The organism is Polaromonas sp. (assembly GCF_012927485.1).
Classification (GTDB): Bacteria; Pseudomonadota; Gammaproteobacteria; order Burkholderiales; family Burkholderiaceae_C; genus Polaromonas.
Genome location: NZ_JABBPC010000020.1, coordinates 93,537 through 107,521 on the forward strand (window position 1 = coordinate 93,537; position 13,985 = coordinate 107,521).

The 13,985-nt window shown below is 56.1% G+C and carries 15 protein-coding genes; 9 read left to right on the forward strand and 6 right to left on the reverse strand.

What is annotated here, in order from left to right:
* Positions 1-56 precede the first annotated feature (56 nt).
* Positions 57-638: a DUF3455 domain-containing protein gene (locus tag HHJ16_RS08520; RefSeq protein ID WP_293642170.1), complete on the forward strand. Its 582-nt coding sequence runs from the start codon at positions 57-59 to the stop codon at positions 636-638.
* Between the two features lie 239 nt (positions 639-877).
* Here the strand turns inward: HHJ16_RS08520 and phbB are convergent, their stop codons facing one another.
* From phbB to phaC, 3 genes are all read right to left on the reverse strand, one after another.
* Positions 878-1,615: an acetoacetyl-CoA reductase gene (gene phbB, locus HHJ16_RS08525; protein WP_293642171.1), complete on the reverse strand. Its 738-nt coding sequence runs from the start codon at positions 1,613-1,615 to the stop codon at positions 878-880.
* 115 nt (positions 1,616-1,730) lie between these two features.
* Positions 1,731-2,909 carry an acetyl-CoA C-acetyltransferase gene (locus HHJ16_RS08530; RefSeq protein WP_293642172.1) on the reverse strand — a complete coding sequence of 393 codons (1,179 nt, stop codon included), beginning with the start codon at positions 2,907-2,909 and terminating at the stop codon, positions 1,731-1,733.
* Between the two features lie 124 nt (positions 2,910-3,033).
* Positions 3,034-4,797: a class I poly(R)-hydroxyalkanoic acid synthase gene (gene phaC, locus HHJ16_RS08535; RefSeq protein WP_293642173.1), complete on the reverse strand. Its 1,764-nt coding sequence runs from the start codon at positions 4,795-4,797 to the stop codon at positions 3,034-3,036.
* A gap of 98 nt (positions 4,798-4,895) precedes the next feature.
* Here phaC and HHJ16_RS08540 point away from each other — a divergent pair, with 98 nt between their 5' ends.
* A complete protein-coding gene (locus HHJ16_RS08540; RefSeq protein WP_293642174.1) occupies positions 4,896-5,264 on the forward strand; it encodes a hypothetical protein in 369 nt (122 codons plus the stop codon).
* On the opposite strand, the gene pgeF is transcribed toward HHJ16_RS08540, so the two are convergent.
* The gene (gene pgeF / locus HHJ16_RS08545) at positions 5,172-5,984 is read right to left on the reverse strand and encodes a peptidoglycan editing factor PgeF (RefSeq protein WP_293642175.1); all 813 of its coding nucleotides are present in this window, start codon (positions 5,982-5,984) and stop codon (positions 5,172-5,174) included. The two genes, HHJ16_RS08540 and pgeF, sit on opposite strands and share 93 nt — an antisense overlap.
* Positions 5,985-6,002: 18 nt before the next feature.
* Positions 6,003-6,641, reverse strand: a complete 639-nt coding sequence (gene maiA, locus HHJ16_RS08550; protein ID WP_293642176.1) for a maleylacetoacetate isomerase — start codon at positions 6,639-6,641, stop codon at positions 6,003-6,005.
* 166 nt (positions 6,642-6,807) lie between these two features.
* On the opposite strand from maiA, the gene HHJ16_RS08555 reads away from it, so the two are divergent.
* The 7 genes from HHJ16_RS08555 (at position 6,808) to HHJ16_RS08585 (ending at position 13,421) form a co-directional block, all read left to right on the forward strand.
* A complete protein-coding gene (locus HHJ16_RS08555; protein WP_293642177.1) occupies positions 6,808-7,842 on the forward strand; it encodes an NADP-dependent oxidoreductase in 1,035 nt (344 codons plus the stop codon).
* A 390-nt stretch (positions 7,843-8,232) separates the two neighbouring features.
* On the forward strand, positions 8,233-8,874 hold the full coding sequence (locus HHJ16_RS08560) for a peroxiredoxin (RefSeq protein WP_293642178.1): 642 nt from the start codon (positions 8,233-8,235) through the stop codon (positions 8,872-8,874).
* A gap of 120 nt (positions 8,875-8,994) precedes the next feature.
* Positions 8,995-9,987, forward strand: coding sequence for a sulfate ABC transporter substrate-binding protein (locus HHJ16_RS08565; protein WP_293642179.1), 993 nt, complete (start codon positions 8,995-8,997; stop codon positions 9,985-9,987).
* A 3-nt stretch (positions 9,988-9,990) separates the two neighbouring features.
* Complete coding sequence (gene cysT, locus HHJ16_RS08570) at positions 9,991-10,887, forward strand: sulfate ABC transporter permease subunit CysT (protein WP_293642180.1); 897 nt, start codon at positions 9,991-9,993, stop codon at positions 10,885-10,887.
* Complete coding sequence (cysW, locus tag HHJ16_RS08575; RefSeq protein WP_293642181.1) at positions 10,884-11,807, forward strand: sulfate ABC transporter permease subunit CysW; 924 nt, start codon at positions 10,884-10,886, stop codon at positions 11,805-11,807. The genes cysT and cysW overlap by 4 nt, the downstream gene beginning before the upstream one ends.
* A gap of 10 nt (positions 11,808-11,817) precedes the next feature.
* On the forward strand, positions 11,818-12,918 hold the full coding sequence (locus tag HHJ16_RS08580) for a sulfate ABC transporter ATP-binding protein (protein WP_293642182.1): 1,101 nt from the start codon (positions 11,818-11,820) through the stop codon (positions 12,916-12,918).
* Positions 12,918-13,421, forward strand: coding sequence for a disulfide bond formation protein B (locus tag HHJ16_RS08585; protein ID WP_293642183.1), 504 nt, complete (start codon positions 12,918-12,920; stop codon positions 13,419-13,421). The genes HHJ16_RS08580 and HHJ16_RS08585 overlap by 1 nt, the downstream gene beginning before the upstream one ends.
* A gap of 25 nt (positions 13,422-13,446) precedes the next feature.
* Here the strand turns inward: HHJ16_RS08585 and trxC are convergent, their stop codons facing one another.
* Positions 13,447-13,884: a thioredoxin TrxC gene (gene trxC / locus HHJ16_RS08590; protein WP_293642184.1), complete on the reverse strand. Its 438-nt coding sequence runs from the start codon at positions 13,882-13,884 to the stop codon at positions 13,447-13,449.
* Positions 13,885-13,985 lie beyond the last annotated feature (101 nt).

The following is a 13,985-nucleotide window of genomic DNA, read 5'->3' on the forward strand; positions in this document are numbered from 1 at the left end:
TTTCGCAGTTGGTTTCCGTTTGTACTTGGGGTTTATAAGGCCAACCGGAGGAACCGATGAAAAGCACACACAGCACACGCTGGGCGTACGTCAAAAGCGCTGCAATCGCACTCGCAATAATCACCGGTACAGCCGCCTTGATGGCTGCCTGTTCCGGTGTCAAACGGCCCCCCAAGGAATACAGCCAAGACCGGCTGGACGATCAAATTCAGGTGCCGCCAGGAAACGTTGTGACGCTTGAAACCACCGCGACCGGCCTGCTCAAGTACGAATGCAGAGCCAACGCAGGTTCCGTCGGCTGGGTATTGATGAGTCCAGAGGCCGATCTGGTCGACCGAACGGGTAAACAGGTTATCAAATATTCCGGCCCCCCTGCTACCTGGACCCACATGGATGGCTCCAGTGTGGTGGGCGAGCAAGTCGCTACAGGACCACGCCCTGGCGCCACCAACTTGGCCTACCAATTGTCGAAGGGTACACCCGGCCCGACGGCTGGTGAGTTGCAAAACGTCACCTACATTCAGCGCATCAAAACCAAGGGTGGACAAGACCTGAGCAAGGCCTGCACGCAAGCAGATATTGGTGACAAACTGACTCTGCCTTACCAGGCTGACTATATTTTTTGGAAGGCCGGCTAAGGTCGCCACCTCATGCGCGCTTGAAAACCGCGCTCATCCATTGCTGTCAAGCAGCCACGGTAGAAAATCCCGCCCATCCGATACGCGGGATTTTTTTTGTTTTTTCATTTGTCCGTGTGATGGCACCAGTTAAGTTGATGAGTGATAAGTTGGGGCTTACAGTCACAGCTATAAAGAAAGCCCGCCGAAGCGGGCTTTCTGCTGCACGTAGTCTCTAACGTGCACTCATTTACTGGCACTCAACCCATGTGCAGGCCACCGTTGAGCGAAAAATCTGCACCCGTCGCATAGCCGCCTTCTTCGGAAGCAATCCAGGAAATAATGGAAGCGATTTCTTCCGGGAAGCCCAACCGCTTGGCAGGAACACCCGAAACGATTTTCTCGAGCACGTCGGGGCGAATAGCCTTGACCATGTCCGTACCGATATAGCCCGGGCTCACCGTGTTTACCGTCACGCCTTTACTCGCAACTTCCTGCGCCAACGACATGGTGAAACCGTGCAGTCCGGCCTTGGCAGTGGAATAATTCACCTGTCCAAACTGGCCCTTTTGACCATTGACCGAGGATATGTTGATGATGCGCCCGAAGCCCGCTTCGATCATGCCTTCAATGACCTGCTTGGTCACATTGAACATACTGTCGAGATTGGTCGAAATCACGGCATCCCAGTCAGCCTTGTTCATTTTGCGAAACTGGCCATCACGCGTGATGCCGGCGTTGTTGACCAGCACGCTGACCGGACCGTACTCTGCCTTCACCTTGTCGAACGCCGCCACCGTTGAATTCCAATCACCTACATTTCCAACCGAAGCGTGGAATGTATAACCCAAGGCCTTCTGCTCATCGATCCACTTGCTGAAGTCCCGCGTTGGACCACAGCCCGCCACCACGGTGAACCCGTCTTTGGCCAGCCGCTGGCAAATCGCGGTTCCAATGCCACCCATACCACCGGTTACATAAGCTACTCGTGTTGTCATTGCTATCTCCTTGATTTGGTAATTCTTTTGAAGCCCGTTTTGCTACTGATTCAATAGCTGCCTTCGCACGACGGACGAGCGCAGATAGCTATTCCCCCATGAATCTATCTGAAATTTAGCGTTCCAGTGTGAGGGCAACCCCCATACCGCCGCCAATGCACAGGCTGGCAATGCCTTTCTTGGCATCACGGCGCACCATCTCGTGCAGCAACGTCACCAGGATGCGACAACCGGACGCGCCGATCGGATGGCCGATAGCGATCGCGCCGCCATTGACATTCACCTTGCTGGTATCCCACCCCATTTCACTATTCACCGCGCAAGCCTGCGCAGCAAACGCCTCGTTGATTTCAAGCAAATCAAGGTCCTGCGCTTTCCAGCCGGCGCGTTCCAGTGCTTTGGTCGAAGCCGGTACCGGCCCCATGCCCATATAAGCGGGGTCCAGCCCCGCGGTGGCATAACTGGCAATACGCGCCAAAGGCTTGAGGCCGAGCGCCGCCGCTTTTTTAGCCGTCATGACCATAACGGCGGCAGCGCCGTCGTTGAGGCCCGACGCATTGCCTGCCGTGACGCTACCGGCTTTGTCAAACGCCGGGCGCAGGCCAGCCAGACCCTCCGCACTGGTTTTGCGGTTGATGAACTCGTCGGCCGCAAACACCACCGGATCACCTTTTTTCTGCGGCAGATGAATAGGAATAATCTCGTCTTTGAACTTGCCCGCATCCTGCGCAGCAGCGGCCTTGGTCTGGCTGGACAACGCCAGAGCGTCTTGGGCTGCACGGTCAATACCGTACTTCTTCGCGACGTTTTCTGCCGTGATGCCCATGTGGTACTGGTTGTAGACATCCCAGAGGCCGTCCACGATCATGGTGTCGACCAGCTTCCAGTCGCCCATGCGCTGGCCTTCTCGCGAGCCGTTCAACACGTGAGGGGAGGCGCTCATGTTTTCCTGCCCACCGGCGATCACAATTTCGCTGTCTCCGGTCGCCACAGCCTGCGCCGCGAGCATGACGGACTTGAGCCCGGAGCCGCAAACCGCATTGATCGTCAACCCTGGAATGCCATGTGGGAAGCCCGCCTTGATCACGGTCTGTCGGGCGGGGTTTTGGCCGACGCCTGCGGCAAGCACCTGGCCCATGATGACTTCGCCGATCTGCTCAGCGTTCAGACCAGAGCGCTCAAGCACGGCCTTTATCACAGCAGCACCCAGTTGAGTCGCCGGTATTTTCGCCAATGAGCCGCCAAATTTCCCAACGGCGGTGCGGCCGGCCGAAACGATAACGATGTCTTCCACAATGTCTCCTTGTTGTCACGGCTTTTCGTGACGTCCTGTTGTAACGTTCTCCCGGAGGTATCAAAGGGGGAACGTCTGCGAGGGCCTTTTCGATACCTGAGCCCCATAAATCATTGAAAACGCTTCAGGCTTTTACCTTGACGTAACGGCCGGGTGCTGCCTCGATGGGTTTGTAGTGACGACTGCCATAGCCTTTAGGGGCGGCAATTTGCTTGCCTGCGTGTGATTTGAGCCAGCCAGACCAATCGGTCCACCAGCTGCCGGGGTGTTCTGTCGCACCTTTAAGCCAGTCCGCGTGCGCTGCGGGAAACTTGCCTTGCGGCAGCTTGTCGTTGGTCCAATAACTGCGTTTATTTTTAGCTGGTGGGTTGATCACACCGGCGATGTGGCCCGAAGCCCCCATCACAAAACGCTTCTTTCCCGGCAACTGCTGGGTGGACGCATAGGCGCCGCCAATCGGCACGATGTGGTCTTCACGCGAGCCGTAGATATAGACCGGAATATCAATCTTTCCCAAATCAACCTTTTCGCCACAGACTACTGTTTTCCCGGGCTTGATCAAGTTGTTTTCGAAGTAGGTGTTGCGCAGGTACCAGGCGTAAAACGGTCCTGGCAGGTTGGTGGAATCGCTGTTCCAGTAGAGGAGATCGAACGGCGGTGGCGTCTCGCCTTTCAGGTAATTGCCGACCACATAATTCCAGACCAGATCGTTGGGGCGTAAGAAGCTAAAGGTGGAGGAGAGGTCTCGACCCTTCAGCAAACCGCCCTTTCCCATCTCTTCCTCACGGAATTTGACGGAAGTTTCGTCAATAAAAATATCCAGTATTCCGGTGTCGGTAAAGTCAAGCAGCGACGTCAGCAAGGTGACACTCGCGACGGGCTTTTCACCGCGCGCTGCCAGTACCGACAAGGCCGTTCCCAAAATCGTGCCCCCCACGCAAAAACCCAATGCGTTGATGGTTTCGGCACCCGTGATTTCTCGCACGACCGCAATCGCCTTGATCGCAGCGTTCTCAATGTAATCGTCCCAGGTCTTGTCAGCCATGGACTCATCCGGGTTGCGCCAACTCACCACGAACGTACGGTGTCCTTGGGCTGCTGCATAGCGGATCAAGGAATTCTCGGGCTGCAGGTCCAGGATGTAGAACTTGTTGATGCAAGGCGGAACGAGTAAAAAAGGCCTTTCATAGACTTTGACCACTGGCCCTGACCCAAGGGGCTTGTATTCCAGCAACTGAAAAAATTCATTTTCAAACACCACCGCACCTTCGGTAGTAGCGACGTTTTTTCCTACCTCAAATAGGCTCTCATCCGTCATTGACACATGACCCTGTTTCATGTCGTGCATCAGGTTAACAAGCCCCTTGGCGATGCTTTCCCCCTTGCTGTCAATGGCCTTTTGCTGGGCCTCGGCGTTTAACGCCAGAAAATTACTCGGCGCTGAAGCCGCCATCCACTGCTCTACCGCAAATTGCACACGGGCTCGGGTTTTGTCATCGCCCTCAACTGCGTCGGCCAAGCCCATCAGGGTGCGGGCGTTCAACAGGTAAGCGGAGGCCGAAAACTTCGAAACCGGATTGACCTTCCAGGCCTCAGCGGAAAATCGACGGTCAGAAATTGCCGGTGCTGCTGCGCTGGCCTGAAGTCCCTGATTCCACAAAGCCGTGGCGTCTTCGATGTAACGGTTCTGAAGGGCCTTAAGTTTGTCTGCATCGAACCGGATCGGTGGATGAGCCTGGTTAAATTGGGTCAGCTTGGGAAGTTCCATTGGAGGAAATCCGACGGGTTGTCCCGCCATTCCAAGAGATCCCATGGCTTGCTGCAAGCCCGCACCGAAGGTTTCTTGCATGCGTTGGGCCGCTTGCGCCCAGTTTGCGTCAGAATTCATAATTACTTCCTCAATCGTTGAGAACCTTGGTGACTGTTGACATTCACCTTCAGTATCGTGGGATTTACTTTTTAATTCCTGACAAGGCCGAGAGTTTTATGTATTTGATCGTTATTGCCTGGATCTACGTTGTGCTCATGATGAGCGTTGCCGAAGCCACTAACAGCAACGGAACGGTGCTGGGGGCGCTGGTCACCTTTGTACTCTATGGCGCGGGGCCTGTGGCATTGGTGGTTTACCTAATGCGAGCACCCGCACGCAGCAAGGCGATCAAGAAACGCGAGGCCGCGGAAGTTGCCAAACGAGCGGCAAATGAGGGGAGCATCGAGGCCGCGCAGGCCTCGGGCGCAATCGAACCAGCGGGTGAAGCCCCGTCAGGCCAGCCAGATGCAGGCAGCCAGTCGCCCCGTGGTCCCGAAGCCGTTGCCGCTGACGCCGGCGTCGCGCCGGTGGGAAAAAAACTTTGAAGGGTTGCTCACGGTGCACCAGGACGCGCTGCCATCGTTGCCGTAGATCTGTGTAATGCCGAGGGCCTGCAGGCGCATTCTGGCCAATGCCGGCAAATTAGCCAAGTACTTGCCGCCTCCAATTTCTACAAAAAAGCGCTCTGCACCGGGTTGTGCCGTCTCAAACGCCGCCTTGACTTCGGGGCCGACCTCAAAGGCCGAGGGCCCGATGCAAGGCCCCATCCAAGCGATTGTTTTAACCGTTAAGTGTCCCCGGTATATTCTTGCCTGAGCCTTAAATGACTTGTAAACAGACGTCAGAACACTCTCGCCACTTTCCCCGCCGACGCCCGCCAGACCGCGCCAACCAGCATGCGCGGCGGCCACCACAGCGCCGTCCTCAGTGGTTAAAAGTACCGGCAGGCAATCTGCCACCAGGATGGTGCACGCGAGACCGCGCTGCACTGTGACGCAGGCGTCGGCTGACTGATTATTGGAGGAATCAGCGTTAAGCAGGAGCACTTCGCTACCGTGTACCTGTTTGAGGAAGACCGGTTTGATCCCGATTGAACGCTGCAGTATGGCGCGATTTTCAGCCACCTGTCCGGCCGAGTCACCCACATGATCGCCCAGATTCAGGCTCTCGTACGGCCCATCAGACACGCCGCCAACTCGGGTTGTGAACACCGCCCGAACGCTTTTAGGGGCGGGCCAGTCCGGAGTGAGCCAATTAGCGTTCACAACACAAACCCTGGCTTTTCACGCTTCATAGTCTGGGCAGGCAGAGGGCTCCGCATTCTGGAAAGCGGGCAGTGTCATGCAAGCGTTAAAGCAGGCCATGGTGCGCGGCAGCCCGTCAAGGTCCGCATTGAAACGCCGGGCGTTGAAGATTTGCGGCACCAGACAGCAGTCCGCCAGGGTGGGGATGTCGCCGTAACAATAACGGGCGGCAGGAAGCTGGCTGAGCTGACGCTCAAAGGCCTCCAGCCCGTTGCGGCACCAATGGCGGTACCAAATGTTTTTCGCCTCTTGCGCAACCTTGAGTTCGTTCACCAAATACTTGAGCACGCGCAAGTTGTTGAGCGGGTGAAGTTCGCAGGCAATCGTCTGGGCCAGCGCCCGCACTTTGGCGCGACCCATCGCAGTGGCGGGCAACAAGGCCGGCTCGGGGTGCTTTTCGTCAAGATATTCAATGATGGCCATGGATTGAGACAGCTTTTCACCGTCTACCTCGAGCAGCGGCACCAGCCTGTCAGCCGCCAAAGTAGCGTAGGGCTCTTTAGTGTGGTCACCCTTCGCGAGGTGCACGGGAATGTACTCGTAGCTTAGCCCTTTGAGCTCAAGCGCTATTCGGACCCGAAAAGACGCGGAAGACCGGAAATAGTTGTGCAGCTTCATGGCGAAAGCATAAACTGAAACAGTCTAGGAATTGCGCCCCGAAGCCCTTTGTTGGCTAGCGCCACTCGCAATCACGCCGCGCCGAATCGCCTTTGCGACTGACCGCCAAGGTCGGCGCCGCTACCATCCCGACATTCGACAACACCCCAATTCCCGGAGACATCCCATGAGCGTCCTCACCGCATTGACCAACCATCAAGTCCGCCTGGCTAGCCGCCCTGTAGGCTTGCCCACCCGCGCCAACTGGAACTTCACCAGTGAGTCGGTGGCCGAACCCGGCCCCGGCGGCGTATTGGTTAAAACCTTGTACCTTTCACTCGATCCGGCCATGCGCGGCTGGATGAACGAAGGCAAGAGCTATATCGAGCCGGTGGCGATCGGCGCTGTCATGCGGGCAGGCGGTGTGGGCAGAGTGATGGCGTCGCGCAATCCGGACTTTGCCGTGGGTGACTATGTCAATGCAGGACTAGATGTGCAGGAATATTGCCTGATCCCGGAGGAGGCCATCAAGCGCAGCGGAATATTCAAGATTGACCCAAGCCTTGGTCTGACGCCGTGGCTCAACGTGCTGGGCATGCCTGGCATGACGGGTTACTTTGGCTTACTGGAAGTGGGCCGACCGAAAGCCGGTGAAACCGTGGTGGTGTCGGGCGCGGCTGGTGCGGTCGGTCAGACCGTGGGGCAGATCGCCAAACTCAAAGGTTGCCGTGTGGTCGGTATCGCCGGCGGCAAAGCAAAGTGCGATTGGGTCGTCAAGGAACTGGGTTTTGATGCCTGCATCGACTATAAAAACGGTGACGTCCGGGCGGGACTCAAAGAGCAATGCCCGAAGGGGGTCGATATTTACTTCGACAACGTAGGCGGCGAGATTCTCGATCTGGTGTTGGCCAAAATTACCAGAGGCGCACGCGTCATCATTTGTGGCGCCATTAGCCAGTACAACAACACCGCACCGGTGAAAGGGCCTGCCAACTATCTGTCGCTGCTGGTAAACCGGGCACGCATGGAAGGCATTGTGGTATTCGACTACGCAGACCGCTACCCTCTCGGCGTGGCAGAAATGGCAGGCTACTTAAAAGACGGCACCATGAAAAGCAAGGAAGACGTGGTGGATGGCCTGGAAAAATTCCCGGAGACCCTGCTTAAACTCTTCAATGGCGAGAACTTTGGCAAGCTGGTATTGCAGGTGGGCCGAGAGTAAATTTTCACGCTACTTTCTTTTGCTGATTTACGGCAGCCAGACCAGCGTGATGAAACTAGACTGCCGCGCCGAAGCGGGTGCCCGCCTGCTTGATGCCCCAGAGCAGTTCGACCAGCGCAGGATTATTCAGTAGAGGTTCACCCAGAAAAATCACTAGGCAGAAGCCCGTTAAAAACGGTCTAGTTTGCTATTAAAAGCATAGCTTCTTCCTGGTCTTTCGACGCCCGAGTACTGCGATGAGCTAAGGTCAAAAATCGACTTTCTCCCCTTGCTTTGCGCTTTATTCGCTTATCGAGATAAATTAAGAGCGATATATTCTTTTGAGTTTTAACAATTACTCATTCACAATGAAGTAGTTCCCTTTATCCTCAGTAATTCAAGGAGTAATTCATGGCGACTTTAAGACTCGGCGACACCGCCCCCGACTTCACGCAGGACTCCACCGCTGGCAAAATTTCGTTCCATAAATGGGCCGGTGATTCTTGGGTAGTCCTGTTTTCCCATCCCGCCGATTTCACGCCAGTTTGCACCACTGAACTCGGCAAGACGGCAGCGTTGAGCAGTGAATTCGCCAAACGCAATGTCAAACCAATAGCTGTCAGCGTAGACCCGCTCGACAAACATGGCCAGTGGATCGCCGACATCAACGAGACGCAAAATACCACGGTCAACTTCCCTATCCTGGCGGATGCCGACAAGACCGTCAGCAATCTCTACGACATGATTCACCCCAAGGCATCTACAACCGCCACCGTACGCAGCGTATTCATCATCGACCCGAAGAAGGTGATTCGCACGACGTTTACTTACCCTGCCAGCACAGGCCGCAATTTCGACGAGATTCTGCGCGTGATCGACTCGCTACAACTGACCGACAGCCACAAAGTCGCTACGCCCGCCAACTGGAAAGACGGAGACGACGTGGTCATCGTGCCCAGCATTCAGGATCCGGCTGAACTTGCACAGCGCTTTCCCAAAGGCTTCAAGACAGTGCGCCCCTATCTGCGCATAACGCCTCAACCTAATAAGTAATTGCAGCGCATAGACACCCGGCTACTCATTTGAACTTGGGCAGCGCGAATAGTGGCCCGGCGCGGGGCCGTGCTGCATCACGCAGCATCCAGTCATCCTGGTCTCCAACTTTCAATCTACATGACCTCAAAATTAAAGACCGCGTTTGCAGCGCTTGTTCTAGTCACCGGCAGCATCGCTTCCGCACAAACGTTACTCAACGGATCGTATGACGTGGCGCGCGAGTTTTACAAAGACTACAACGCAGCCTTCATTGCCCATTACAAGAAAACGACTGGCAAGGATGTGAAGATCGACCAGTCTCACGCCGGATCAAGCGCAGTGGCACGCTCTGTGGCCGACGGACTGGACGCGGATGTGGTGACCATGAACACCTCTACCGATGTAGAGTTTCTGGCTAACGCTGGGGTGGTGGCCAAAGACTGGGCCAAGCGCTTTCCGGATAATGCCTCGCCCACCACATCGACCATGTTGTTTTTGGTGCGCAAGGGCAATCCCAAAAGCATCAAGGACTGGGACGATTTGATTAAGCCCGGTATTCAGGTGATTGTGGTCAACCCAAAAACGGGCGGCAATGGTCGCTACACCTATCTTGCGGCCTGGGGTTATGCCAAGAAGAAAGGCGCTAGCGACCTCCAGGCCGCCCAGTTTGTGGGTAAGTTGTACAAAAACGTGCCCGTTCTGGGCAAGGGAGGTCGCGATGCGACCACCACTTTCCTACAGCGCAATATTGGCGATGTGCTGATCACGTTCGAATCTGAAGTGGTGTCGGTCAACAAAGAATTTGGCGAAGGCAAGGTGGATGCGGTCTACCCGTCCATCAGTATTCTGGCTGAAAATCCCGTGGCAGTCGTGGAGCGCACCGTTGCCAAAAAAGGCACGGCGGCTTTGGCCAAAGCTTACCTGGATTACCTCTACTCGGATGAAGGCCAGGAAATCGCGGCCAAACACGCGATGCGGCCGCGTTCCCAGTCGGTACTAAAAAAATATGCCAGCACGTTTAAACCTGTACAGCTTTTTACCGTACAAGAGATGTTCGGCTCGTTGAGCGAAGCCCAGAAAGTCCACTTTAACGACGGCGGGCAATTCGACAAGCTCTATACCGTCAAGTAAGGCATGACGACTCTGTCTTCTGGTGCGCCGCCTCATACGGCGCCAGCGGGCTTGGGTGGTAAAGCCGCTAAAAGACCGACAAAACGCGTGCTGCCCGGCTTCAGGCTTACGCTGGGCTACACGGTGTTGTACCTCAGCCTGATTGTTCTGATCCCGATCTCGGCGCTCTTTTTCAAAACCTTCACCCTTACTTGGGAGCAATTCTGGTTGGCTGTCACGTCGCCGCGTGTGCTGGCGTCTTATCGCCTCACATTTGGTGCGTCGCTGATCGCCGCGCTGGTCAACCTCGTATTTGGCCTGCTCTTGGCGTGGGTGCTCGTGCGCTACAAGTTTCCCGGTAAAAAGATGCTGGACGCGCTGGTGGACTTGCCGTTTGCGCTGCCGACCGCCGTCGCCGGCATCTCCCTCACGGCGCTGCTGGCAGGGAATGGCTGGATCGGCCAGTATCTGGAACCGTTGGGCATCAAACTGGCGTTCACGCCTGCAGGCATCGTGATCGCATTGATATTTATTGGTTTGCCATTTGTGGTGCGCACCGTTCAGCCCGTGCTTGAAGATGCCGAAAAAGAACTGGAGGAAGCAGCCTCTTCGTTAGGCGCCACGCGTTTGCAGATCTTTACCAAGGTGATTTTTCCACACATTGCGCCGGCCTTGCTGACAGGCTTTGCGATGGCGTTTGCACGCGCCATCGGCGAGTATGGCTCGGTAATCTTCATTGCTGGCAATATGCCCATGATCTCTGAAATCACGCCGCTCATCATCATCGGCAAACTGGAGCAGTACGACTTCGCGGGGGCTACGGCGGTGGCGGTGGTGCTGCTGGTAATGTCCTTCCTTCTGCTGTTAGTCATCAACGCATTGCAAGCTTGGCAGCGCCGCAAAACCGGATCTGTGGCATGAGTGGTTCGTCGTCACCACCAATGGGCCATGGGAAGGCCGGAACGACCGAGGCGCCTTGGGTGCGCTATGCATTGATTGCAGTCGCGCTTCTTTTTGCGCTGCTATTTCTGGTGCTCCCTCTAGCAGCCGTATTCACCGAAGCCTTGCGCAAAGGCTTCGGCGCTTATCTAGCCGCCCTGAAAGAACCCGACGCCTGGTCGGCGATCCAGCTTACGTTGCTTGCTGCAGTAATTTCTGTGCCGCTCAATCTGGTGTTTGGTGTGGCGGCGGCCTGGGCTATCGCCAAGTACGAGTTTCGCGGCAAGTCGTTCCTGACCACATTGGTCGATCTGCCATTTTCGATCTCACCGGTTGTAGCCGGCCTGATGTATGTGCTGCTGTTCGGCGCGCAGGGCTGGTTTGGGCCATGGTTACAAGCGCATGACATCAAGATTATTTTTGCCGTTCCGGGCATTGTGCTGGCGACTGTGTTTGTGACCTTTCCCTTCATCGCCCGGGAGCTTATTCCGCTGATGGAGGCGCAAGGCAATGACGAAGAGCAAGCCGCCATTGTGCTGGGCGCCACAGGCTGGCAGACTTTTTGGCATGTCACCCTACCCAACATCAAATGGGGCCTGATTTACGGCGTGATCTTGTGCAACGCGCGCGCCATGGGTGAATTTGGCGCGGTGTCAGTGGTCTCAGGCCACATTCGCGGACAAACTAACACCTTACCTCTGCACGTGGAGATTTTGTACAACGACTACCAGTCAGTCGCGGCCTTTGCCGTGGCGTCGCTGTTGGCCATTCTGGCGCTGGTCACGCTAGTCATCAAGGCAGTGGCTGAATGGCGCCAAGAAGCTGAAATGAAAGCTGCGGCGGCTGTGCCGCCAGAGCGGCCGCAACCGGCCGTGCACAGCCCCGTTGCGATTGCCCACTAAAGGAACCATCATGGGTATCGAAATTCGGAACGTCAGCAAAAACTTCGGCCACTTTCAAGCGCTAAGTGACGTGAGCCTGGATATTGAAGCAGGCGAACTTGTCGCGTTGCTTGGGCCGTCAGGCTGCGGCAAGACCACGCTGCTGCGCATCATCGCCGGCCTGGAAACACCAGATCAGGGCAGCATCCTGTTCAATGGGCAAGACACTACGGATGTGCATGTGCGTGAGCGACACGTCGGTTTTGTGTTCCAGCATTACGCGCTCTTTCGGCATATGACGGTGTTTGAGAACGTCGCTTTCGGCTTGCGCGTCAAGCCCCGTGGACAGCGCCCAAGTGAAAAGCAGATCAAGGAGAAAGTGCATTCGCTGCTCAACCTGGTGCAGTTGGACTGGTTGGCCGACCGGTTTCCTTCCCAGCTTTCCGGTGGCCAGCGCCAGCGGATTGCTTTGGCCCGTGCGTTGGCCGTAGAGCCCAGGGTCCTGTTGCTTGACGAACCTTTTGGCGCGCTCGACGCCAAGGTGCGAAAGGAACTGCGCCGCTGGTTACGCCGTTTGCATGACGACCTCCATGTCACCAGCATTTTTGTGACCCACGACCAGGAGGAAGCCCTGGAAGTGGCCGACCGCGTGGTGCTGATGAACGCAGGCAAGGTGGAGCAGATCGGTTCTCCTCAGCAGGTGTGGGACCATCCGGCCAGCCCGTTTGTCTATGGCTTTCTGGGTGACGTGAACTTGTTTCATGCCCGGGCTCATGAGGGAGAGGTGCTTATCGAAGGCCTGCGGCTGGATTCCCCTGAGAACAGCGGTGCGCAAAACGCCAAAGCCTTTGCCTACGTGCGCCCGCACGACTTCAAGGTGGAGCGGTATTCTCCAGGGGCGCAGGGCATCAACGCACAGCTCAGCCGTGCGATTGTGATCGGGCCCATTGCCAGACTGGAACTTATTCCTTCCGAACCTTACCAACAGCCGGACAATTCGATTGATGATCGATTAATTGAAGCGCAAATTCCTGCGCAACAATATAGGGAAATGGGTCTGAGCGAGGGCGATATGCTAGTACTGACGCCGCGCAAAGCCCGCGTGTTTATTGATGCTGGGGAAGGAATTTGATGCTTTTAAATTTATTAGGTGCGCCGCGTCGCGTGTTGGCACTGGTCGCTTTAGCCTGCGTGGCACTGCTGGCTTTTGGACTGTATTTACAGCATGTGGCGGGTCTTGAGCCCTGCCCCATGTGCATCGTGCAGCGTTACGCGTTGGTGCTGATTGCCCTTGTTTCAGGCGTTACCGCCATGACGAATAAAAAATCAGCGTTGATCGCAGGTTCTGGCCTGCTGGTGTTGCTGTCGGGCTTTGGTGGGTTTGTGGCGGCCCGCCAAAGCTGGCTACAGTGGTACCCCCCTGAATTTGCATCCTGTGGCAGGGACTTTTACGGAATGATCGAAACTTTTCCGCTGCAGCGCGCCATTCCCATGATTTTCAAGGGCAGCGGCGATTGCATCAAAGTGGATTGGACCTTTTTGGGCGGCTCTATTGCCAACTGGTCTTTCGTGTGCTTTGTCGTAATCGGCCTGATTGCATTGAGCCAAATAGTGCTCCTTACGCAGAAGCGATAGCCAGCCGCTCCGACTCCCGCACGCTTCAAGGCAAGTGCGAACGCGTCCAGCGCACGATGTCTGCTGCGCCCATGGCACCGGCCTGGCGCGCCACTTCGCGGCCACCGATAAAGAGGGCCAGCGTGGGAATACTGCGAATATTGAACTTGGCGCCCAGACTTTTGGCTTCTTCGGTATTTACCTTGGCAACGCGAACCTCTGGCTCCAGCTGAGCCGCAGCCTGCTCGTAAGCGGGTGCCATTTGCAGGCACGGGCCGCACCACGGCGCCCAGAAATCGACTAGCACCGGGATCTGATTGCGCGAAATGTGGCGTTCAAACGCCGCTTCATCAAGCCCTATTGGATGTTTCGTAAATAAGGGCCGGTGGCAGCTGCCGCAATCGGGTGTATTCGCCAAGTCGGCGCGTTTCACGCGGTTCGTGGTGTGGCAGTGCGGGCAGACAATATGCAAAGAATCAGTCATCGCGCATCCCGGGTCAAACCTGAAGTCATCGGGCAGCTTGTTTGAGTGTTGCGTCGCATCCCGCCCAGGATGACAGCAGTTTTCGATTCAGCCTTGATCAT

Coding starts and splice junctions, on each gene's coding strand:
- HHJ16_RS08520 (WP_293642170.1), top strand. CDS start 57: ATGAAAAGCACACACAGCACACGCTGGGCGTACGTCAAAAGCGCTGCA.
- phbB (WP_293642171.1), bottom strand. CDS start 1,615: ATGACAACACGAGTAGCTTATGTAACCGGTGGTATGGGTGGCATTGGA.
- phaC (WP_293642173.1), bottom strand. CDS start 4,797: ATGAATTCTGACGCAAACTGGGCGCAAGCGGCCCAACGCATGCAAGAA.
- HHJ16_RS08540 (WP_293642174.1), top strand. CDS start 4,896: ATGTATTTGATCGTTATTGCCTGGATCTACGTTGTGCTCATGATGAGC.
- maiA (WP_293642176.1), bottom strand. CDS start 6,641: ATGAAGCTGCACAACTATTTCCGGTCTTCCGCGTCTTTTCGGGTCCGA.
- HHJ16_RS08555 (WP_293642177.1), top strand. CDS start 6,808: ATGAGCGTCCTCACCGCATTGACCAACCATCAAGTCCGCCTGGCTAGC.
- HHJ16_RS08560 (WP_293642178.1), top strand. CDS start 8,233: ATGGCGACTTTAAGACTCGGCGACACCGCCCCCGACTTCACGCAGGAC.
- HHJ16_RS08565 (WP_293642179.1), top strand. CDS start 8,995: ATGACCTCAAAATTAAAGACCGCGTTTGCAGCGCTTGTTCTAGTCACC.
- cysT (WP_293642180.1), top strand. CDS start 9,991: ATGACGACTCTGTCTTCTGGTGCGCCGCCTCATACGGCGCCAGCGGGC.
- cysW (WP_293642181.1), top strand. CDS start 10,884: ATGAGTGGTTCGTCGTCACCACCAATGGGCCATGGGAAGGCCGGAACG.
- HHJ16_RS08580 (WP_293642182.1), top strand. CDS start 11,818: ATGGGTATCGAAATTCGGAACGTCAGCAAAAACTTCGGCCACTTTCAA.
- HHJ16_RS08585 (WP_293642183.1), top strand. CDS start 12,918: ATGCTTTTAAATTTATTAGGTGCGCCGCGTCGCGTGTTGGCACTGGTC.
- trxC (WP_293642184.1), bottom strand. CDS start 13,884: ATGACTGATTCTTTGCATATTGTCTGCCCGCACTGCCACACCACGAAC.